This is a genomic window from Collinsella sp. BG-O-102 (assembly GCF_023656745.1).
In the GTDB taxonomy this organism is placed as follows: domain Bacteria; phylum Actinomycetota; class Coriobacteriia; order Coriobacteriales; family Coriobacteriaceae; genus Collinsella.
This window is the reverse complement of the sequence record NZ_JAMOKO010000022.1, coordinates 1-22476: the sequence shown is the minus strand read 5'-3', so window position 1 is coordinate 22476 and position 22476 is coordinate 1. Positions and strand designations below refer to the sequence as shown.

Here is a 22476-nt window from a genome sequence, read left to right as displayed (position 1 = left end):
CCTCGACGAGCCCCGGCGGCATGTCGCGCCTGATCGTCGACTCCCCGAAGGCCCTCGGCCTGGCGATGATGGCGGGCACGAGCGAGAGGGGGTTCCGGACCGCGGGGCCCTCCCCGAAGGCCCCACCTCACCGCGTCGAACTCCACGCCGGGAAGGGCGCGCATGGCGGCGAGGTCCTCCCGGTAGGCCTCCCCGTGCGGCCTGCCGTCGCGGCAGCGCGCCGCCGCGTTGACCCTCGCGCACCCCTCGGCGAGGAACGCGTTGAGCTCGGGGAGCGCGCCGAACGCAGGCACGGGGACGAGGAGGTTGCGCCGGAGGAACCCCACGGCGTTCTCGACGGAGCCCTTCTCGTTTCCCGAATAGGGGTTGCAGTACCGGCTCTCGAAGCGGTAGTGGGCCCTGAACTGCGAGAACAGCCTCGATTCCGTGACCTCGCCGCGTACCATCCTGCCCGCCTCGGTGGCGTTGTCGAGCACCATCGCCGCCGGGGCGCGGCCCCAGCGGCGGAAGATCTCGAGCAGCCCGGCGCACAGGCACTCCGACCTCTGCGACATGAGGGCGACGCACTGCCGGTCGTTCGAGTGCGGAAGCGTCGCGACCAGCAGCTTGAGGTCGAGGGTCCTCCCGCCGACCGCGGCGCGGAAGTTCCCGAAATCGACCTGGCAGGTGCCGGGCGCCCACTCGAGCTCGAGGTACCCCTCTCCGCCCGCCGCCGCCCGGGCGAGCCTGAGCTCGCGGACGAACCTCTGCACGGTGGAGTAAGAGCCGCCGTAGCCGCGCTCGGCGACGAGCCTGTCGTAGATCCGCCTGGCTGTGTGGCGCTGCTTCCTCGGGGCCCCGAGGTCGGCCTCGAGAACGCCCGCGACCCATTCCTCGTTGCCCTCGAGCGCGGGCCTGCCCCTCCTCCGGGGCATCGGCGCGGCGGGCGACATGTCCTCCATGTCGGCGTACTTCGCCACGGTGTTCCGGCTCACGTGGAGCATTCGGGCGATCTCGGACCTCGAGCGCCCGGCGGCATCCATCGACCGTATATCATTCACTGTGTCCAGGGGCACGGTCATCTCCTCCATCCTTCCCGGGCGGGCTCGCCAAAGTAACCGCCCGGGGAAACCATACGGCGAGGGCCGCGCCCCCGGTCCCCGGGGCGCGGCCCTCTTGCTTAAACTGCTCAATTTTTCGTGCTCACGGTGCTTATTTCCCAGTGATCACTCGGACCACTTCTTAGTGAACATCAACAGTAGGCGTTGGGCTGGGAATATTGCAGGTACTTCTTGTTCCAACGGTTGTGTTCGCGACCTGCTTAATGCTGGAAGGTCTCAGGAAGCCCTTGGTTGGTTTCTTCATGCGTCTTGTCGGTCCTTGCGATTTGTTAAATAAAGCTTTGTCGTAGAACCAAGATTTTTGACATTTTCTTCCGCATACGTGATTTGACGACGATCCCTCTACGCAGGTGATGGAACGATTGAGATTCCGAACCAGCGTTCTCTGGTTGTAGCGGATTGGTCGACAACCATCTTGGAAAGCGCGTCGTGGGCACGCAAGGCCTGTTATAGGCATGGTAACGCCCACGGTTGTTGCAACTAAGACGACTATCACCGAGACTGCTATTAAGAAGCCGATCGAGCCGAAGGCTGACGTGGTAACCGTTGCGAAGTTTTCTGAGACCGTCGATGATGATTCGGTTGGCATGCCTCTGGTGCTGGTGTTGTTGGAGGCGTTATTAATTGCTGTAGAGGCTTCGGTTTAAATCAAGGAATCGAACCGGTTTCCACACCAATAGAATGAGCTGGCCGCATATGACGTATCGATATGGGCATGGTATTGCGTTTTTTAATTTGCGGCCACAAAGATGCCTTTTGCAAAGCGTGAGGGCTATCTTGCCCGTGCTGTGCGCCCGGGCAATTTCAGCGCCGTGACGGGCGCCTGCCAGATGGTCCAACGCGACGTATTTGAGCAGTTCGGAGGCTATAACGAGGAACTCGCCGTCGGTTTTAACGATGCAGACTTTTGCCTGCGTGCGTGGGAGGCGGGCTACCGCACCATCTTTACGCCCTATGCTGAGCTGTACCACTACGAGTTCACCTCGCGCGGCAGGGAAGAGGCCAACGAAGAAAAGATGTGTCGCTGGAAGCGTGAGCAAGTACTGTTCATGCAGCGCTGGCCAGAGTTCTTCCTTGATGGCGACCCTTGGCTGGGACCAAATTTGTCCTTTGACAGTGAGTGCTTCTCGCTTTAGAGCTAAGTTTGCTGTATTTCGCGGCCGCGTGCTTAAACGAATTACGACGAATTGCCTGCTTCAGGAAAATTTCGTGTCACTGGTGCTTGTGTCGTTTGGGGCGCTGCTTATTGATTTAAAAATTTATGGTTTAACGCTGCGTCAATGGAAGAACGAAAAAGGCCATTGAGTACGCCTGCCTTCTTTTAATAGGAGCAGGTTACCATATACTTTTATAACAATTCGCTTGTATAACTGGACTTCCGATTCGGAAGAGATTGTAAGATAATTTAACCTTAGTATCATTATTTGTGATGGGGGATACGATATGAAAAAGGCATTGCGTGCCTCAACAGCGCTTTCTTTAGCTGCTCTCTTGACGATTTCACCCGTGATGAGTCCTGTAGCCGCTGCTTATGCTGCGAATAGCGTACAATCAGTGAATATTACATCAGATTCGGCGTCCGCAGACGGTGGTGTGGCTTCACGTGACGAGGGCGCTGCTGACGGAGAGATGACTGTCGAGCAGTCGTTGCCGGTGGATGTTGACGAGGCGGCTGATGAGGATTTCGGCGTGGATGCTTCTTTGGTTGAACCGCAAGCCGAATCGACTGATTCTTCTTTTCAATATATATATCTTGCCTACCCGAACCTTATCAGTGGGGCTGACCAAGTCGTCGCGTTTGCAACTCCTAATGACAGCGATACCATCGCCTCCGCAACGCTAAACTATGTGAGTGCCAACGGAGTTCAGGGAGCTGTTGACGCTTCCGCGCAGGCTGATAATTCTGCTGCATTTACATTCGGCTCGAAGCTAGATCCCAATACATACTTTCTTACTTCAATAACCTATGTTCTGCAGGGCGACGATGCTGAACATAAGATTGATCTCTCTGATAGGGATTATTCTTTTGCGGTTGTTGAGAGCTCTGCCAATTCCGAGGGCACTTCCGTTTACTATGCAGACGGTGAAGGCAATGCTGTTGAGGCCCAATCCATCAAGCAGGCGTTGGAATGTGCCGATTCACCGGACGGCATTTCTACCTATGCTGCACGCTCGGCTCGAAAAAACGTTCGGGTAATTGCCCTTGATGCTGGCCATGGCGGCACTGATCCCGGCGCGCAGGGAAATGGAAAGAGTGAGGCGGATCTGACTTGGAAGATTGTTGCTGCTTGCAAGAATAAGCTTGAGGCGTATGGTTTTAAAGTCGTTCTTGCGCGCGAGCAAAGCGGTGGCTACTCCGGAAATGATTACCTTTATCGTGTCCAACGATGCGTGAGTCAAGGTGCACAGGCCTTTGTTAGCTTCCACATTAATTCCGGTTCGCCTGTTGCCCATGGCGCTGAGGTATATGCCCCCACTTCCAATGAATATGATTACACGCAAGTTTCCGTCGAGCTCGCGAATAAAGTTATGAACAACCTCGCTTCTATGGGGCTCAGCTATCGCGGTGTATTCCAGATGGAAGTTGGAGATGAGTTTGCGGTCATCCGTTGTGCCCGCGAACAAGGTATTCCCGGCATCCTAATCGAGCATGGCTTTATTTCTAATGCGGGGGACGTGTTGAATTATTTTAGCGATGAGGGCTGCAGGCGTCTTGGCGAAGCTGATGCCGATGCGATCATTGCGCAATTTCCTAAGTCAACTTGGCTCGATTATTCTTCCGTATTCGATGCTAATTACTATTTGTCGCATTATCCCGATGTTGCTAAAGCTACGGCTGGAAATAGTGATTTAGCTCTAGACCATTTTATTAACTATGGCATGAGTGAAGGTAGGCGCGGCTCTGCCACTTTTGACGTACAGAGTTATTTTAATGAGTATCCAGATTTAAGAGCTGCCTTTGGCTTTGATTTAGTTAAGTACTATGAGCATTACGTCACGGCTGGAAAAGCAGAAGGAAGGCATGGGACCGGATGCTCAAAGATCGAGGGATACGCTACGAATATCAATGGAGTTGATTATTCATCCGTCTATGACCCCTCATTTTATCTATCGAATAACGAAGATATTCGTAGCGCTTTTTCAAAACGAAGCCCCGCTGGCGTTGTAATGATTGACGATGCTGCCGTGCTGCGCCATTTCGTCAGCTGCGGCATGGCGGAGGGCAGGCGCGGGAACGAGTCCTTCGACGTGCTGAGCTATTACAACAGATACCCCGACCTGCGTCGCGCGTTCGGTGCCAACCTCACCGCTCTATATGGCCATTACCTCAGTAGCGGTCGCGCTGAGGGGAGGATCGCGACCGGATGCGATTCCCTCGCGGGCGCTGTCGTTTCGCAAGGCGGCACCGATTATTCCCCCGTTTACGATTTCGACTTCTATACCTCCAACAACGGTGACGTCCTGAACGCCTTTACAGCCGTCAGGGGCGGTTTGAGGTTCGTTGACGATGCTGCCGTGCTGCGCCATTTCGTCAGCTGCGGCATGGCGGAGGGCAGGCGCGGGAACGAGTCCTTCGACGTTTACGGCTATCGAAATCGTTATACGGACCTGAGGAAGGCCTTCGGGCTGAACCTGAAGGGCTATTACATTCACTATTTATATTGCGGCATTAAGGAGGGGCGTAATGGCGCAAGTATGACTGGATATGAAGGTCTTATTATGTCGTCCGCCTATTCAACCTATCTAGATGCCGCCAATCATTTCACAAAGACCGTGGGCACTAAAGGATTCCCTTCAGCTGTTTATACGGATAGGGGAGTGTCGAACATTAGAGATTTCTGCAGAATTCTATATGAAGAAGCTCAGTCGGAAGGTGTCTCACCTGAGGTTTTATATGGACAGGTGATGAAAGAAACGGGATATCTAAAGTTTGGCAATTTGGTTCAGCCTGATCAGTGCAACTTTGGAGGCCTTGGTGCCACGGGGGCTGGTAATCCAGGCTATAGCTTCGGATCTGTTCGTGAGGGACTGCGAGCGCAGGTCCAACATCTAAAGGCGTATGGTTCAACGGATCCCTTGGTTAATCCGTGCATTGATGCTCGCTTTAAATATGTCAGTCGTGGTTGCGCTCCGAGAACCATTGATTTAAATGGTAAATGGGCTGTTCCTGGCGTTGGATATGGTGAAAGCATTGATGCAATCGCCAAAGAGGTTATTGGTTAGGCTATTTAATAAGATCTAAAACCGATTGGGTTAATTTGACTGATAATTTAAAGAAAAACATTACATGGAATACCGTAGGCTCTATTGCATACCTTGCTTGCCAGTGGTTAACGACAGTTGCTGTAGTTCGACTATCGTCGGATTTTACCTACGCCGGTGATTTATCTTTGGCAATGACAATCAGCAATCTATTTGTTCCAATCGGTTTATATAAGATTCGATCCTTTCAAGTATCCGATCTTTCATGTGAGTATTCTTCAGGGGAATACATTGGTTTTCGTCTAAGCACAATAGTGTTGGGATTTGTTTTCGTATTACCTTATGCATTCTTTACCTGCCAGCAGTCTTCCCTTCTCCCCGTGTACCTCTATTGCATATATAAGTCAATTGAAGTTATGGTTGATGTGTTCCATGGTATTGATCAAAAAGCGGGAAATATGATTTATTGTGGCATGTCGATGCTACTGAGAGGTATTTTGTCTCTTCTGGTGTTTTGTGCCGGAATGTATATCTCACATTCTCTTGTATTGAGTATTGTGCTGATGATTGCGGTGTCTCTACCCGTGATGATTGTTGATGCACGTTGGGCTTCTAATTTCGACTCGATCGTTCCTTCCTTTAGGTTCAAGGCGATGTCTGAACTGTTTTATAAGTGTCTTCCCGCTACGGTTGGGGTTTTTTGTTGCGCTGCGGTTACATCCGTTTCGCGTCAAGAACTTGCTACCGTACTGGGAGCCTCAATGTTGGGTGTTTATTCCTCGGTGTGTTCTCCCGCGGCAATCGTTCAGGCGGGTGCTGCTAATGCCTATGCCCCTTTGCTCGGCGCTTTTGCGAGCGCCAGCGAGTCGGAGGATAAAAAAACATTTAATACAATGTTGATGAAGGTCGTTCTTGGCGCCGTTGTTTTGTCCATTGTTATTCTGTTCGCTTGTTTTATCTGCGGCGACTACTTGTTGGGACTAATTTTTGGTGACCAAATTCATCAGTACTCTTTTTTGCTGTACGGTGCGGTTATTAGCTCGCTGCTTACGGCGTTTATCGGTTTCTTTTCCGACCTGACGATTGTTAAGAGAAAGATGGCTGGTAATCTTGTTGGTAATTTGGTTGCTTTAATTGTTGCCGTCCCCCTTTCTAGCTTATTGATTCAGCTATTTGGACCTAACGGAACGAGCGTTGCAATTTCGCTTGCTTATCTTGTCGGGTGTGTCGCGATGCTTCCATGCATTATTCGGAAATAGTGCATCAGGGATTCGTTAAATACTTAGATATAAAAGTGTTTGGCTGACGCTATATATCCACCTGCAATGACTTCTTCAACGTTAATTGGGGGAATTATCAATTTCGCGCAGGTATAAACGCTTTTTAATTCTAATTTATGCGCAGCAGTCGTCTTTTCGTTTAGGATAAGAAACGTATTAGTAGGTTAAGCATCGACTTACAATTTCTATAAGTTTCATTCACCTTTAGTTTATTTAATTGGAGCTTGAAATGTGCGATAGCGTTTTCAAGGACAAGACCCTCATGATCACGGGAGGCACCGGCTCGTTCGGCAACACGGTGCTCAAGCACTTCATGGACACCGACCTGGCCGAGATCCGCATCTTCTCCCGCGACGAGAAGAAGCAGGACGACATGCGCCACCGCCTGCAGGAGAAGTCGCCCGAGCTCGCCTCCAAGGTGCGCTTCTTCATCGGCGACGTCCGCAACGCCCAGAGCGTGCGCGACGCCATGCACGGCGTGGACTACATCTTCCACGCCGCCGCCCTCAAGCAGGTTCCCTCCTGCGAGTTCTTCCCCATGGAGGCCGTGCGCACCAACGTCATCGGCACGGACAACGTCCTGCACGCGGCAATCGACGAGGGCGTCGACCGCGTCGTGTGCCTGTCCACCGACAAGGCGGCATACCCCATCAACGCCATGGGCAAGTCCAAGGCCATGATGGAGTCCATCATCTACGCCAACGCCCGCAACGGCGCCGGCCGCACCACCATCTGCTGCACCCGCTACGGCAACGTCATGTGCTCGCGCGGCAGCGTCATCCCGCTGTTCATCGACCGCATCCGCAAGGGCGAGCCGCTGACGGTCACCGACCCCAACATGACCCGCTTCCTCATGAACCTGGACGAGGCGGTCGACCTGGTGCAGTTCGCCTTCGAGCACGCCAACCCCGGCGACCTGTTCATCCAGAAGGCCCCTGCCTCCACCATCGGCGACCTCGCCGAGGCCGTCCAGGAGGTCTTCGGCCGCGTTGGCACCCAGGTGATCGGCACCCGCCACGGCGAGAAGCTCTTCGAGACCCTCATGACCCGCGAGGAGCGCCTGCGCGCCGAGGACATGGGCGGCTACTACCGCGTCGCCTGCGACTCGCGCGACCTGAACTACGACAAGTTCGTCGTGGACGGCGAGGTGGAGACCCAGGCCGACGAGTCCTACACCTCCCACAACACCGAGAGGCTCGACGTGGCGGGCACCATCGCCAAGATCAAGACCGCCGAGTACGTGCAGCTGGCGCTCGAGGGCCGCGAGCACGAGGCGGTGCAGTAGGGTGCGCATACTCGTCACCGGCGCCAGGGGCTTCGTCGGCAGGAACCTCTGCTGCGCCCTCAAGAACATAAGGGACGGCAAGGACCGCCGCGAGAAATACTCGGGCCTGCTCTCGCTCGAGGTCATGGAGTATGACGTCGACTCGACGCCCGGGGAGCTGGACGAGTACTGCTCCCGTGCCGACTTCGTCTTCAACCTGGCCGGCGTCAACCGCCCCGAGGACCAGTCCGAGTTCATGGAGGGCAACTTCGGGTTCGCCTCCACGCTGCTCGATACCCTGGAGCACCACGGGAATAAGTGCCCCGTCATGCTCTCCAGCTCCGCGCAGGCGAGCCTGTCGGGCCGCTTCGAGGGATCGGTCTACGGCGAGTCGAAGCTCGCGGGGGAGGGCCTGTTCCGGGAGTACTCGGAGCGCACGGGGGCGCCCGTGCTCATCTACCGCCTCCCCAACCTCTACGGCAAGTGGTGCCGCCCGCGCTACAACTCCGCCGTCGCCACGTTCTGCGACGCCATCGCCAACGGCCGCCCCTACACCGTGAACGACCCCTCGGTGGAGCTGGAGCTCCTCTACATCGACGACCTCGTCGACGAGATGCTGGGCGCCCTGCTGGGGAAGGAGCACCGTTGCGGCTACGAGGGCCTCGAGCGCGTCGTGGGCGACGGGTTCTGCTACGTCCCGAAAACTGACGTGAAGACCCTGGGCGAGATCGTCTACCTGCTGGACAGCTTCCGAGACAGCCGCGAGACGCTCTCCGTGCCCGATCTATCCGAGGGTTCCTTCTCCAAGAAGCTCTGGAGCACGTTCCTGTCCTACTACGAGCCGGGTCACTTCGCCTACGGCCTCAAGCCCAATGTCGACGGCCGCGGCTCTTTCACCGAGTTCCTGCGCACGCCGGAGCGCGGCCAGGTCTCGGTCAACGTGAGCAGGCCCGGCATCACCAAGGGCAACCACTGGCACATGAGCAAGTGGGAGAGGTTCCTGGTGGTCTCCGGCACCGCGAGCATCAAGCTGAGGAAGGTGGGGGAGGACTCCGATGGAAACCCGTTCCCCGTCGACGAGTACATTGTCTCGGGTTCGGACATGCGCGCCGTGGAGATGATCCCCGGCTACACGCACTCCATCACCAACCTGTCCGACACCGAGGACCTCGTGACGGTCATGTGGGCCAACGAGCCCTTCGACCCCGAGGACCCCGACACTTACTACGAGGAAGTCTAGAGGTTTTGACCAGATACGCTCATATTAATAGCGTTCCAAATGGATCCACTGGGCGCATTATGATGAAGGAGCATCTTGCTCTTATTGATCAGGGGCACGAATCGCTTGCTTGCTGGGGCAGAAGAAGGCCTGCGAACAGTGTCAGTGAATACTGTTTTGGGTCACCGACTAATTTTATACTTGACGTTGGTCTTACTCTCCTTGACGGTAAGGTAGGCTTTCATTCGGTGAGGCAAACCGACGCGTTGATTCATCGTCTTGATGAGTTCGGTCCTGACGTGGTTCACTTGCACAACCTCCATGGTTACTATTTGAATATTGATAAACTGTTTAAATGGTTGATGAGATCTGATTGTCGTGTTGTATGGACTTTGCACGACTGCTGGGCTTTTACCGGCCATTGCCCTTATTTCACCTATTCTTGCTGCAATCAATGGAAAACTGGATGTGGCGCCAAGAGGTGCCCTCAACTTATGGGATATCCTCCAACTATTAATTCTGCATCATGTAAATGGAGCTACGAGGCCAAACGTTCGATTTTCACTTCGCTGCCTTCCAATCGAATGACTATCATTACCCCTTCTAAATGGCTGGCTGGACTGGTCGCTTGTAGCTATTTATCAAAGTATCCGATTGAGGTTGTACACAATACGATTGATCTCAACGTTTTTAAGCCACGATCCAATAGTGAGGTTTTTAGCGTTAAGGAGAAATACGGCCTTGATTCGAGGAAAATTATTTTAGGGGTTGCCTCTCCATGGTCCAAGCGTAAGGGTCTTTCAGACTTTTTTGCCCTTGCGGATAAGCTTGACAAGTCCGGGTATTCTATTGTTTTGGTTGGACTGAGTGCTAAGCAGATGAGACAACTACCTCCGGGGGTGGTTGGTATTCCGCGAACCGACTCTCAGATAGAGTTGGCCTCACTATATAGTTCTGCCTCCGTTCTATTCAATCCGACATACGAAGATAATTATCCTACGGTCAATCTTGAGGCTGAGGCTTGTGGGGTTCCGGTCGTTTGTTACGATGTCGGTGGATGCTCCGAGACCTTGCATAGGGACGATTCAAAACTTGTTGAATGTGGTGACGTGCTGTCCGCCTCATTATTGTTGGCTAAATACTAGACTCGGCTTTTAGGGAAAACTATGAATTCCAATATTTCTTTTAATAACGACGGCCGCCTGAAGCTACTCATCATCGTGGGCACCCGCCCCGAGGTCATCCGCCTGTCCGAGGTCATCAAGAAGTGCCGCCGCCACTTCGACTGCTTGCTGGCGCACACCGGGCAGAACTACGACTACACGCTCAACGGCATCTTCTTCCGCGACCTGTCGCTGGACGACCCTGACGTCTACCTGGACGCCGTGGGAGCCGACCTTGGCGAGACCGTGGGCAACATCATCGCGGCCTCCTACAAGCTCATGGTCCAGGTGCAGCCCGACGCCCTCCTCATCCTGGGAGACACCAACAGCTGCCTGTCCGCCATCGCGGCCAAGCGCCTGCACATCCCCATTTTCCACATGGAGGCGGGCAACCGCTGCAAGGACGAGTGCCTGCCCGAGGAGACCAACCGCCGCATCGTCGACGTGATCTCCGACGTCAACCTGGCCTACTCCGAGCACGCCCGCCGCTACCTCAAGGACACCGGCTGCGCGCCGGAGCGCACCTACGTCACGGGCTCGCCCATGGCAGAGGTCCTGCGCGCCAACCTGGACAAGATCGAGGCGTCGGACGTCCTTGCCGAGCTCGGCCTTGAGCCCAAGCGCTACATGCTCCTCTCCGCGCACCGCGAGGAGAACATCGACACCGAGGCGAACTTCACGAGCCTGTTCACCGCCATCAACGCGCTGGCCGAGAGATACGACATGCCGATCCTGTACTCCTGCCACCCGCGCTCCCGCAAACGCCTGGAGGCCACCGGCTTCAAGCTGGACCCGCGCGTGCGCATGCACGAGCCCATGGGCTTCCACGACTACAACTGTCTGCAGATGAATGCCTTCGCAGTGGTTTCCGACTCCGGCACGCTGCCCGAGGAGTCCAGCTTCTTCGCCAGCGTCGGCCGTCCATTCCCGGCGGTGTGCATCCGCACCTCCACCGAGCGCCCCGAGGCGCTGGACAAGGCCTGTTTCACGCTGGCCGGCATCTCCGAGAGGGGCCTGCTGCAGGCCGTCCACACCGCCGTCGAGCTCGACGCGGAGGGGTCGCTCCCCGAGGCGCCCGTTCCCGACTACGCCGACGAGACCGTGTCCACCAAGGTGGTCAAGATCATCCAGAGCTACACCGGCGTCGTGGACAAGATGGTGTGGAGGAAGAGCATTTAATGACTAGCTCATGTGCTGGAAAGAAAATGCTTGTTGTTACGCAGCATTTCTATCCGGAATCTTTTCGAATTAATGACTTGGTGAAGGGATTTGTTGAAGACGGAGTAAGCGTAGATGTTCTCTGTGGCATCCCTAATTATCCTTCAGGCGAATGGTCTGATGGATATGGTTATTTCGGTCACCGTCGAGACGATTATTTCGGTGCGTCCGTTTTTCGGTCTGGCGAAATCCGTCGTAAGGGTAATACTTCGATACGCATTTTCCTGAACTATATTAGCTGGCCAATTACTGCTTCTTTTAGAGCTTTGAGGCTCAATAAAAAGTATGACGTTGTATTTTGCTACAATACAAGTCCTATTTTGATGGTAATTCCTGCAAGGGTTGCTGCATGGCGAAATAAATGTCCTCTAGTAACTTATGTCTTGGATATTTGGCCCGAGAACCTTTACACAGTCTTGAATGTCCAAAGCGGTTTTCTGAGGTCTTTTGCCAAATCTTTTTGCGACAAGCAGTATGCGGCCTGCAATAAGCTGATTGCTTTGAGTGACTCTTTGGCCGATAACCTGCTTCATAGAGTCAAGCCTTTGAATTCTGATGTTTCGATAGACGTAATACCTCAACATTGCGAGGAAAGTTACGAGCAAAAGATTGTCTCATCGGAACTGAGATCGCAATTCAAAAATCAATGCGTATTCCTATTTGCTGGTTCTATAACCCCCGCCCAAGGGCTTGATACGGTTATTGAAGCGTTCTCGCGTGCAATTTCAGAGAGCCCTATCGAGATGAAGCTGTTAATTCTTGGCGATGGCATGTCTAGGGCAGAACTGCAGAAGCTCGTTTCAAGCAAGGGGCTTGATAGTTCTGTTTTGTTTTTGGGGCGCGTGGATCCCGAGGTCGTGCCCATGTATTCAGATATTGCAACGGCAATGATTGCACCATTTGCTGACAATCCCGAGTTAGAGCTTACTATTCCGGCGAAAATTTCAAGCTGCATGGCGTCTTCGAAACCAATACTTGCCGTAATGCGCGGTGAAGGGGCCAATGCGGTTCGTTTTGCTAGATGCGGGTTCGTCTCCAATCCTTCAGATGTTAATGCGCTTGCTAACAACATGGTTAAAATTGCTTCAATGAATAAAGACGCTATTGAAGCTTTAGGATCTAATGGCTTCAATTATTATCGTGAGCATTTCTCGAGATTGGTTTGTTTGGATAAAATTAAGCAGGTTCTATTTTCAATATAGGTCCGATGTGGATCGTTGGGGTTTTAATGGATGACATGTTGAGAGTGCTGGTAATCATTCCTGCATATAATGAGCAAGCCAATATCGTTCAGACTGTTTCATCGGTTGTTGAAGCTGGCTATGATTATGTAGTGGTGAATGATGGCTCAACCGATAAAACTCTATCTATCTGCCGTCAACATGGATTTAATGTCCTTGACCTTCCGCAAAATTTGGGCATCGGTGGTGCTGTTCAGGCCGGTCATAAATATGCGCTCAGGCATGGTTATGACATTGATGTCCAGGTTGATGGTGACGGGCAGCATGATCCTTCTTATATTGGGAACCTAATCGAGCCGGTTATTGATGGTGCCGATTTATCCATTGGTTCCAGATTTGCCGTTCCCACGGAAGGCTTTCAGTCTACTTTTTTAAGGAGAGTAGGTATCCGATGGCTTTCTGGTTGGTTGAGATTATTTACCGGAAAGACGATTAAAGATCCTACTTCTGGATTTCGCGCGTGCGGCAAAAAAGCCATAGATCTGTTCTGTAGGGACTATCCAGATGATTATCCTGAGCCTGAATCTATTGCCGCAGCATTAAAAACTGGTCTTTCAGTGGTTGAGGTTCCTGTACTTATGCGCGAGAGGCAGGGCGGAGTGTCATCAATTTCTGGCCTTTCTTCAATTTATTACATGATTAAGGTTTCGCTTGCAATTTCCATGGCCTGTTTTGTTTATAGAAAGGCGGCTCACTCATGAGTATGATAATTCGCGTGGGCGCTGGCGTAATTTTTAGTGGCCTTTTCTTTTATGTTGTTTCCTTAGTCGGTAAAGGAAAGCTACTTTTAAAGTACTCGTTACTATGGCTTTGCCTGTGCGTGGTGGCACTATTTAGTGTTTGCTTTCCGGAGTTAATTTATCGAATTTCAGATCGTATTGGGTTTATTAGCCCGTCAAATTTCGCTTTTCTTGTCGCTGTAGTACTTTTATTGATGATTTCATTATCACTCAGTATTGCGATTAGCAGACTCGTTACGGCTTGCAAGAACTTAACCCAACGTATTGCGATTCTTGAAAATGAGAATGATGTTTTGCGAAATCAGCAGAGTTAATTAAAGACGAGGTTTAGATTAACTGTATGAATAACTATTTAGGAGCGGAAGCTCGAAACCATCGTGTTTGCAGCGGCTTGTATCGCCTTTACCATGTTGGTATTTTTGCCCTGCCGTTATCTTTTGCACTGATATATCTGTCTTTGTTTGTTAATTATATTGATGCTTTCTATGGCACGGTTGGCTTTACAATTGCCAACCCGATGTTTAATGACGATATGGCAGTTCTATTTGTTGCTGGAGTGACTATTGTATTTGTCATTTCTGTAATCAAATTGGTGGAGTATAAAAGCGAGTTTTTGTATAAACATCGATGGTTAATCGGTATGACTGTTGCGATGCTTGCCGTTGCTTTTAAAATCAGCGGCTCATCGATTGGAATGTGGAGCATTATGCTTCCCGGAAACGCTGGTACTCCGTTTTGGGGTATACCGAGGTCCCTTCGAAGTGATGAGTTCTCAGTTGGAACCCTGTTTCAACTCTCTCAATCCCATAATGGCTATGCTCCAATTTCGGAAATCCTGAGAGGAGATTTAACGGATGTCCGGATGGTTTATGGCGCTTCCTGCTGGAGCATAATCACGTTATTTAGACCAGTGCTTTGGGGTTATTTGTTATTTGGTTTTGAATTCGGTCTAGCGTTTGCTTGGTCCGCGAAACTATGTCTAATGGTTCTTGTCTCTTTTGATTGTGCCTTTCTCATTATTAAGTCAAAGCCGCTCAGCTTGCTCTTTTCATGCTTGCTTTGTTTTTCGCCACTAATTCAATGGTGGGGCACGGGCGAGGTGATTCTTTATGGCCAAGCCCTTGTCTTGTTGTTGGATAGGGCGCTCTTTACTCGAAAAAGGAATATCAGGATTATTGCGATGGTTGCTATAGCATGGCTATGTGGTTGTTACATAATGCTGATGTATCCTGCTTGGATGGTCCCATTTTTCTTCATTTTTGCCTTGATGGGTGTATTTAGAATAATAGAGTATTGTCAAACTTTAAAATCTAACGATCAACATTCAGTTCTTGCATGGTCACTAAGTGATACTTTTGTTTTAGTATTCTGCCTATTGATCTCAGCGGGGCTAATATTCCTTTCCTTCTTCCAGTCCTCCGAAGCAATGACATCTGTTATGAATACCGTTTATCCTGGTGCGCGCTTTGAAACTGGTGGAAGCGGACTCCCTGAACTTTTTTCTTATGCAATTCCACTCTTTTACGCCTTTGATTCACCGCTGGTTTCAAATGAATGCGAAATTGCAACCATTCTTTGTTTCTTCCCTCTTGGAACGCTTGCATCTCTGCTTTGTTTTATTAAAAGGCGAGATTGGCAGTTAATTGTGCTTACAGCACTTCAATTGTTTTTCCTAGTCTTTGCATTTATTGGTTTTCCGTCATTTCTATCTCGAATAACCTTAATGTATAACGTTCCTGTTTTGCGACTATTGTTTCCTATTGGTTACCTGGAACTTCTCCTATTTTTGATTTCTGTCGAAAAGGCTAAAGAATCCCAAGGGAAGTACAGCTCCATTGGTTATTTGCCAATTATCTTAATAATCGGTCTTATTCTGAGTTCAGCATTCCAGATTTTCATGCTTCTTTCTGCGAAATATCTTGTCGCAAGGATGCTGTATCTGTTAATGCTTATGTTGTTCTGTCTTTTTTCGTGCCTCTCGTTTTGCTCCTTTATTCTTGGAAAAAAATGTACCAGTTTATTCGTTGCTTTTGCGATTTGCTTCGGCGTAATTCCTGGGCTCTGTATTAATCCAATTCAAATCGGTGCGGCTCCACTTACAGATACGAATTTAGAGTCTCTCGTTAATCAGTTTGTGGAAGAGAGTGACTATTCAGATAAATGGGTTGTCGATGGTTCTTGGACAGTTGCCAATCTTTGCGCTGCGTATGGAGCGCCTGTAATTAACTCCACCAATGCTTATCCTGATCTGACGCGTTGGAATTCTATTGATGATAATAACGAGAATGAGTACGCATACAACAGATATGCTCATATCGTTGCTAACGTATTCGCTCCATCTACGTCATTTAATTCCACTCAGGATGATCTCTTCACAGTGAATTTGACTGAGAATGATTTAAGGCAGCTTAATGTGAAGTACGTTATGTCTAGTAGAGATTTGACAGAGTATTCATCTGTTGAATTGCAAATCACGCAATTAGGTTCAGCAAATGGGTTCTTTCTTTATAAATTAACCTATTGAGAATAAGGGGCTGTCGGTTAAACCGACAGCCCCTTATTCCTCCTTTACCTGCTCAGAATTAAAGCGTTATAAGCGTTTTTAAATTTGATAATACAAATTCCCGCTGACGATGTTGCGATTTATATACGGATCGCCCTTCACGTAATACTCTGGCCATAGGTAGTTGAGCAGTGAGTATTCCCTATGGAATCTCATTTTCTTTTCATCGCTGATTTCGTAGCCGCGTGATAACGACTCGTAATGATACAGCTCGGTATCGGGTGTATATACAACAAGATAGTTGTGACTTCTCACTTTGAGGCAATAGTCAACATCATTAAAAGCAACAGCCAGTTCTTCTCTAAAGCCGCCGACTTCGTCGAATACAGCTCTCTTAGTCATGAGGCACGCTGCAGTTACTGCGCTTAAATCTTGTGTGCGGTCACATAGATTGAAGTAGCCCCATTTACCTCTGGGGTAGTCTTTTCCAAGGTGACCGGCTCCAATTCCTCCGATACCGACGCCCGCATGCTGCAAAGTATTGTCGCTGTAGAAAAGTCTTGCGCCAACAATGCCAACCTCTTTTCTCGAACAAATGCCCAACATGTTTTCAATCCAGTTCGGGGTTATAACCTCCGTATCGTTGTTTAACAAGAGAAGGTAGTCGCCCTTCGCTTTGCTAGCGCCGAAATTCATCAACTTTGAGAAATTAAATTCCGCATCCCAATATTCGATGCGAATCGTATCGGGATAGCTCTTCTCTAATTCGGAGTAGTACTCGAATGTTTCTGGGTTCTCACTATTGTTTTCAATGATGACGATTTCGTAGTTATCGTACGTTGAGCGTTCAATGATCGACTTAATGCACGTATCGAGAACAGAGGGATGGTCCTTTGTCGGAATAATGATTGATACAAGTGGATGACTATCTGGAACTGCATAGGTAACTTTATAAGTGAAGGGGTCGTTCCCACGGTAAACCTTTGCTGAAACATTAAGTCTGTCCAAATGGGCCTGTACGGCTTTGACGCCAGCATCCCATGCATATAGCTTTGAGTTCGGGTCACCTGCAGTTGAGTTTTCGGTGATTCTCCAGTGGTACAGAATTTTAGCCACGTGTACCACATTCCGTGCGTTTTCTATCGCCTTAAGCGTCAGGTCATGATCTTGGGCTCCATCGTACTGCTCGTCGCCGTACTCCAGAGAATCGAATAGTGTTTTTCTGATTGCAAGAAAATGGCAAATATAATTAACACTTCGTAGTAAATCGATGCTTAAATCTGGCTTAAAGAATGGGTCACCATAGCTGCCATTGGCAAACAGTTTGTCTTCGTCGCAGTAAATAAGATCAGTATTGTTTTCAGCATTAATTGCATGCGCATATTCATAAAGCGCCGATGGCTCGAGCGTATCGTCATGGTCTAAGAAGCAAATGAAATCTCCATTCGCTTCTTTTGTCCCGGCAAGAGTATTTTTGGAAATGCCGGAATTGCTTGCTAGCTCTATTACCTTAATGCGAGCGTCTTTATTCTTAGCGGTTTCGATCATATCTACAAGCGCACTGTTATCTGGGCTTGCATTGACCAGCACAAGCTCCCAGTTCGCATAGCTCTGTTTAAGAACTGATTCCACCATTTCCCTGAACAAATTATCGGGTGTGTTGAATAGGGGAACGACGATGCTAAACAAAGGCATTTTCTTGAAGGTAACCATCGATTGCTTTTCGAGCATCGCCGAACTTGCCTTGTGTTGCTCGAACCAATTTGGATATGCAGACGGATCAATCGAAATAGGCTTCATTTTCGACGTGGTTAAAATGCGCAGCTTATCGAGCTCTTCGTTGTCCACAACAGCGAAGCTGTTAAAGCTTGGGTGGTTGTTGTCTTCGATTGTGAAGATAAGCCTATTTGTGCTATTTGGGATTCGGACCGAGTATTGAATTTCGCGACGTTTTTTATTGGGAGCAAACCACAAGGGAATCGTAATGTCATCGGTGGTGATCGGCTCGATCTCAATACGATTCATCGAAGTATCGAAGCAGCTGATGGCTATTTTGTTGTCGTTGCGCTGGGGAAGTTTTACTGAGCAACGAAGAATGGCCTCATCTCCATCTTCGATAAACTCGTGAAAACGCATGCTTGCTACATCCAAGTCATGCTTATCGTCATAGTTCCTAATGGAATGGGACAAATCATTCTTAATTTTGTAGTTTAATCTTGACGCCCATTTTGCCGTGCTAAAGCTGATTTTAATGGCGTCGTAGGCGTAGTGCGCACTCAAATCATTAATCTGAATATCGCAATCACCAGTTCTGAGGTCGGGAAGAACTACGACGTATTGACTTTTATCTGACTCGTATGGATAGATTGAGCTTGGTATTGTCGTTCCGTCGCTCTTCGCTGCTGTCACCTGAATATTTGATACATCTATCTCAACATTCTTTAGGAGAACGTATACCTTTCCGCTTCCGCGACAAATACAATCCGTGGTAATTTTCATTTCAATTTTCCTTTCCGTTGCACTGAAGATGCCCACGCTATTTCACTTGGATCTCCGGTTGATTCTTGCATTGAATTAACCCAGTACAGGTAGTCTCTCGATTCTTTCTTGGTATCGAATGCGCGCCGCTGTAATTCGACGTTCATGCCATGTTGCCATAGTTGAATTGCTCTGCTCATCTAGCGGATGAATGTTTTCATACCCAATTGGATGCATATATTCTTTAGGATTCGCTATATACATTTGCGCTGCCTCGAGATTTCCGCTGCACCTACTTCTTAAATCGGGATTTCCATTCAGAAGAGAGCCGATAGAAAAATGTGGATGTGCAACTCGATGTTCATTAATGCCGATTGCGATGAAATGTTCCAGCGCTCCAAGGGGGTCGTCTTTATATCTATCGAATAGATCCTCGTAATGATTTACATAAAAGGAATAATCAAATACAGATGAATAGTCTACTCCGTTAAATATGGCATTCGTAGAGCAAGAGCATATAAGTTGCGGTCTCCTTCGAGGCCACGTGCTTTGATCGATCGTGAGGGCTTCTTTATTAATTGGGTTAAAGATGCGGCATTCATAGCATTTAATGTCTTCCTTTTTAAGGAAGACATTAAACAGTCGTTCTGAGATAAAGCCAGGCATCCTTTGTTGATAGCTATTGCGACCACTTATATAGTCAATTCGCTTCTCAAGTTGTTTTTCGATTTTGAAAAGCCATTTACAATATCGGTCCATCAGCTCCTTTTTGCAAATAAACATATTGCATGGCGAAAAAGAACACTCCTCGCAGATTGCTTTATCAAAAGCATCCAAGTAGCTAGGGCATTTCGTCCTGATGATTTCCCTTGCCTGTAGCAGATCTGTCGAAGAATGGATCATTCTATACTGCTCAGCAACAGTGATTAAGTTGCACCCGATTGAGCTTGTGCAGGGTTCTTTGGCTGCAACAATACAGTCATAATTAGTAAGGATGTTCTCAATTTCATAGTCTTTGAGCATCTGCTTTGAGTCATTGGGGGACTCAAATGCCCTTCGATAATGCGTGAGCCCAACTATCGACTCAGGAGAATTCTTCCATATCCAATAGAGGCCGGTAAGTTCACAGTAGTGTTTGTTTTTCTGGGAAATATTATCGCCTTGATCGTCGTACAGCCATCCAGCCTGACGATTGTCTGTTGGAATGGAGCTTGCCCCAACGTAGAGCGGCTGATATGGCGCTTGCGCATCAATGTCAAAGTGCTTATGCGCTGCGATGTAAATCTTCACTGTTCCTGACGCTCTTTCCATGCTGAGGCAATTAGATAGCCTGTTCAATGGGTATCGCTCATATATTTTTAATTGATATGACCGATAGAGATTATTATATAAGTCGTAACTAAATCAGTTAAATGACACGGAGGACTACATGAAAGGCATCATCCTCGCCGGCGGGTCCGGCACGCGCCTGTACCCGCTCACGCTCGTGACCTCCAAGCAGCTGCTGCCGGTCTACGACAAGCCCATGATCTACTACCCGCTGTCCACCCTCATGCTGGCGGGCATCCGGGACATCCTCATCATCTCGACGCCGACCGACCTGCCCAACTTCGAGCGCCTGCTCGGGGACGGCTCGCGCTACGGCGTGAGCCTCTCCTACGCCGTGCAGCCGAGCCCGGACGGCCTGGCCCAGGCCTTCACCATCGGCGAGGAGTTCATCGACGGGGAGCCGTGCGCGCTGGTGCTGGGCGACAACATCTTCTACGGCAACGGCCTGTCGCGCCACCTGACGCGCGCCGTCCAGAACGCCGAGTCGGGCCGCGCCACGGTCTTCGGCTACCACGTGGACGACCCCGAGCGCTTCGGCGTCGTGGAGTTCGACCGCGAGGGGAGGGCCGTCTCCATCGAGGAGAAGCCCGAGCGCCCCAAGAGCTCCTACGCCGTCACCGGCCTGTACTTCTACCCCGGCGACGTCGCCGCCAAGGCCCACCAGGTCAAGCCCTCCGCGCGCGGCGAGCTGGAGATCACCACGCTCAACCAGATGTACCTGGAGGAGGGGACGCTGTCCGTGGTCACCCTGGGCCGCGGCTACGCGTGGCTGGACACCGGCACCATGGAGAGCCTCCACGAGGCCGCGGAGTTCGTCCGCGCCGTGGAGCACTCCCAGGACCTGCCCGTGTCCGTGCCCGAGGAGATCGCCTGGGAGAACGGCTGGATCACGACCGCCGAGCTGGAGGAGGCGGCCAAGGCCTACGGCAAGTCGGTCTACGGCCAGCACCTGAAGAAGGTCGCCGCCGGCGAGATCGTCAACAGCCCGCGCGAGTACTAGCGCCAGCTTGTTTTCTTTTAGGGGTCACCGTTTATCTGGTGGCCCCTTTCGTTATGATTACGTTGACCATAAAGACAATATGATTGGGAGTGGATGTGTTAAGCGTCTACTTTGGCGATATGCCAGAAGCGATTTACAACACAGCGACATATTTCAAAAACTCTTACCGGTCTACTTGGATTACGGATCCCTATGCAGTCTCGATAATTAAAGATGTCGATCGATCGGATGTTGTCTCCGAAAACGTCATCGAAAGCCCTGTGCTTGGATCCATCTCCCCACTCCAGCTTTCTGGTGGCGTGAAAACGCTGCTGCTTATGAGATTTGATCGTAAGCATATTTTTAACGCTTCTACCTGTGGTGACAACTGTGCCAAGTGGATTCTCGACATGGCGAAAGACCGCAAGCTCGTTGTGAATCTCTATCATGTGATGGACTTTGGCCGCGAGGATTTTAAAATCAAAGTCGTGAACAGCGGCCGAATCGTTCATAACATGGCCGAATTGATTCACGAGTCGATTCCGTATCTGTAGGTGCTGCTTATGAACGGTTCGCATCTTGTTAAGATTTCCCGCCGTAGGGGAACCAAGTACACATTTACCATCAAGCGGAACATCACTATTGTGCGTGGCGATAGCGGCACGGGTAAGACGACGCTGTTTGACATGGTCGCAGACTACATGCGAACGGGCGAGCAGTCGGGTGTCTCCTTGCAATGCGATTGTCCCTGTGTCGCCCTGACCGATTATGATTGGCGAAACCAGCTTTCGTCCGTTCATGACTCGATTGTATTTGTCGATGAGGGCTTAAAAGAGATCCATTCTGATGAGTTTGCCCATCATGTGCTGTATTCCTCGAATTATTTCGTGCTGATCTCAAGGGCTGATTTCCCCAATCTTCCGTATAGCGTGGATGAGATTTACAAGATTAAGACGAGCGGAAAATACCATTCTTTCGTCCCTGTTTATCAAGATCGCGGAAATCATCGTTATGCTATTTCCCGATCGGCGCCAAAACAGGACTTTTCTATCCTTCTATGCGAGGACAGTAAGTCTGGTTTCCAGTTCTTTGAACGGCATTTCGCTGATAGTGAGCTTACCTGTGCTTCGGCCATGACGAACAGCGCGATTTTGGGCTGGTTGGATCAGCATTTCGACGATCGCGTGTTTGTTGTCGCGGACGGAGCGGCATTTGGGTGCTATGCGGACCGCGTCCTTAAGCTGCAAGACATTCATCGCGATACTGTTACGGTTTGTCTTCCCGAGTCATTCGAGTGGCTTCTGCTGAGCTCTGGCGTAATTTCAGGGTTAGATGTTAAGGCGGTTTTGGAAACCCCAGAAGCCTTTGTAAACAGTGAGAAGTTTAAAAGCTGGGAAGACTTCTTCTATAAGTACTTACGCGATAAAACTGGGAATTCGGTCTTCCGGTACGACAAAGACTGCATTCCGGAGGCGTTTTGTAGGGGAAGTAATTCTGCGAAGGTCATGGCTCTTATCGCATGCCGAAATGTCCGATAGTTTTGTTGAATAGTGCCGCGGCGTCACTTCCTGCGGCATACTAAAGAAGCTGTACTTGCTTCAGATTGGATTTTCATGTCTGAGATTTTTGAACCTAAGAACATCATCGTCACGGGCGGCTGCGGCTTCATCGGCAGCAACTTCGTGCGCTATGTCGTGAACAACCACCCCGACGTCCACGTCACCGTCCTGGACAAGCTGACCTACGCCGGCAACCCCGA

Annotated in this window: 19 protein-coding genes; 16 read left to right on the top strand and 3 right to left on the bottom strand. The window is 50.3% G+C overall.

Going from position 1 to position 22476, the window contains the following annotated elements; all coding sequences use genetic code 11:
* Positions 1 to 1070 (bottom strand): IS21 family transposase (gene istA / locus NBH09_RS09305; protein WP_250787782.1); only part of this gene is annotated, 1070 nt, incomplete at its 3' end.
* A gap of 485 nt (positions 1071 to 1555) precedes the next feature.
* Here istA and NBH09_RS09300 point away from each other — a divergent pair.
* The 12 genes from NBH09_RS09300 (at position 1556) to NBH09_RS09245 (ending at position 15952) form a co-directional block, all read left to right on the top strand.
* The gene (locus NBH09_RS09300) at positions 1556 to 1747 is read left to right on the top strand and encodes a hypothetical protein (protein WP_250787781.1); all 192 of its coding nucleotides are present in this window, start codon (positions 1556 to 1558) and stop codon (positions 1745 to 1747) included.
* A gap of 102 nt (positions 1748 to 1849) precedes the next feature.
* Positions 1850 to 2236 carry a glycosyltransferase family 2 protein gene (locus tag NBH09_RS09295; RefSeq protein WP_250787780.1) on the top strand — a complete coding sequence of 129 codons (387 nt, stop codon included), beginning with the start codon at positions 1850 to 1852 and terminating at the stop codon, positions 2234 to 2236.
* A 307-nt stretch (positions 2237 to 2543) separates the two neighbouring features.
* Entirely contained in the window at positions 2544 to 5324 is a 2781-nt protein-coding gene (locus NBH09_RS09290) for an N-acetylmuramoyl-L-alanine amidase family protein (protein WP_250787779.1), read from the top strand.
* Between the two features lie 35 nt (positions 5325 to 5359).
* Positions 5360 to 6562 carry a lipopolysaccharide biosynthesis protein gene (locus tag NBH09_RS09285; protein ID WP_195247045.1) on the top strand — a complete coding sequence of 401 codons (1203 nt, stop codon included), beginning with the start codon at positions 5360 to 5362 and terminating at the stop codon, positions 6560 to 6562.
* 250 nt (positions 6563 to 6812) lie between these two features.
* Positions 6813 to 7868 carry a polysaccharide biosynthesis protein gene (locus tag NBH09_RS09280; RefSeq protein ID WP_250787778.1) on the top strand — a complete coding sequence of 352 codons (1056 nt, stop codon included), beginning with the start codon at positions 6813 to 6815 and terminating at the stop codon, positions 7866 to 7868.
* A 1-nt stretch (position 7869) separates the two neighbouring features.
* The gene (locus NBH09_RS09275; protein WP_250787777.1) at positions 7870 to 9087 is read left to right on the top strand and encodes a polysaccharide biosynthesis C-terminal domain-containing protein; all 1218 of its coding nucleotides are present in this window, start codon (positions 7870 to 7872) and stop codon (positions 9085 to 9087) included.
* A 59-nt stretch (positions 9088 to 9146) separates the two neighbouring features.
* Entirely contained in the window at positions 9147 to 10211 is a 1065-nt protein-coding gene (locus NBH09_RS09270; protein WP_161145588.1) for a glycosyltransferase, read from the top strand.
* A gap of 21 nt (positions 10212 to 10232) precedes the next feature.
* Positions 10233 to 11408 (top strand): non-hydrolyzing UDP-N-acetylglucosamine 2-epimerase, encoded by a 1176-nt coding sequence (wecB, locus tag NBH09_RS09265; RefSeq protein ID WP_250787776.1) that lies wholly within the window; start codon positions 10233 to 10235, stop codon positions 11406 to 11408.
* Complete coding sequence (locus NBH09_RS09260; RefSeq protein WP_250787775.1) at positions 11390 to 12649, top strand: glycosyltransferase family 4 protein; 1260 nt, start codon at positions 11390 to 11392, stop codon at positions 12647 to 12649. The genes wecB and NBH09_RS09260 overlap by 19 nt, the downstream gene beginning before the upstream one ends.
* 26 nt (positions 12650 to 12675) lie before the next feature.
* Positions 12676 to 13389, top strand: a complete 714-nt coding sequence (locus NBH09_RS09255) for a glycosyltransferase family 2 protein (RefSeq protein ID WP_229030466.1) — start codon at positions 12676 to 12678, stop codon at positions 13387 to 13389.
* Entirely contained in the window at positions 13386 to 13742 is a 357-nt protein-coding gene (locus NBH09_RS09250; RefSeq protein WP_250787774.1) for a DUF2304 domain-containing protein, read from the top strand. Before NBH09_RS09255 ends, NBH09_RS09250 begins: the two co-directional genes overlap by 4 nt.
* 26 nt (positions 13743 to 13768) lie before the next feature.
* Complete coding sequence (locus tag NBH09_RS09245; protein WP_250787773.1) at positions 13769 to 15952, top strand: DUF7657 domain-containing protein; 2184 nt, start codon at positions 13769 to 13771, stop codon at positions 15950 to 15952.
* A 78-nt stretch (positions 15953 to 16030) separates the two neighbouring features.
* On the opposite strand, the gene NBH09_RS09240 is transcribed toward NBH09_RS09245, so the two are convergent.
* Together NBH09_RS09240 and NBH09_RS09235 are read right to left on the bottom strand one after the other, a co-directional pair.
* Positions 16031 to 18430: a glycosyltransferase family 2 protein gene (locus tag NBH09_RS09240; protein ID WP_161145081.1), complete on the bottom strand. Its 2400-nt coding sequence runs from the start codon at positions 18428 to 18430 to the stop codon at positions 16031 to 16033.
* A 75-nt stretch (positions 18431 to 18505) separates the two neighbouring features.
* Positions 18506 to 19699, bottom strand: coding sequence for a DUF4422 domain-containing protein (locus NBH09_RS09235; RefSeq protein WP_250787772.1), 1194 nt, complete (start codon positions 19697 to 19699; stop codon positions 18506 to 18508).
* A 139-nt stretch (positions 19700 to 19838) separates the two neighbouring features.
* Here NBH09_RS09235 and rfbA point away from each other — a divergent pair, with 139 nt between their 5' ends.
* The 4 genes from rfbA to NBH09_RS09215 form a co-directional block, all read left to right on the top strand.
* Complete coding sequence (gene rfbA / locus NBH09_RS09230; RefSeq protein WP_250787771.1) at positions 19839 to 20738, top strand: glucose-1-phosphate thymidylyltransferase RfbA; 900 nt, start codon at positions 19839 to 19841, stop codon at positions 20736 to 20738.
* 95 nt (positions 20739 to 20833) lie between these two features.
* The gene (locus tag NBH09_RS09225) at positions 20834 to 21271 is read left to right on the top strand and encodes a DUF4869 domain-containing protein (RefSeq protein WP_040360074.1); all 438 of its coding nucleotides are present in this window, start codon (positions 20834 to 20836) and stop codon (positions 21269 to 21271) included.
* Positions 21272 to 21280: 9 nt separating this feature from the next.
* Entirely contained in the window at positions 21281 to 22255 is a 975-nt protein-coding gene (locus NBH09_RS09220; protein WP_006236235.1) for a hypothetical protein, read from the top strand.
* Between the two features lie 75 nt (positions 22256 to 22330).
* A partial coding sequence (locus tag NBH09_RS09215; RefSeq protein ID WP_250787783.1) for an NAD-dependent epimerase/dehydratase family protein occupies positions 22331 to 22476 on the top strand: 146 nt, incomplete at its 3' end.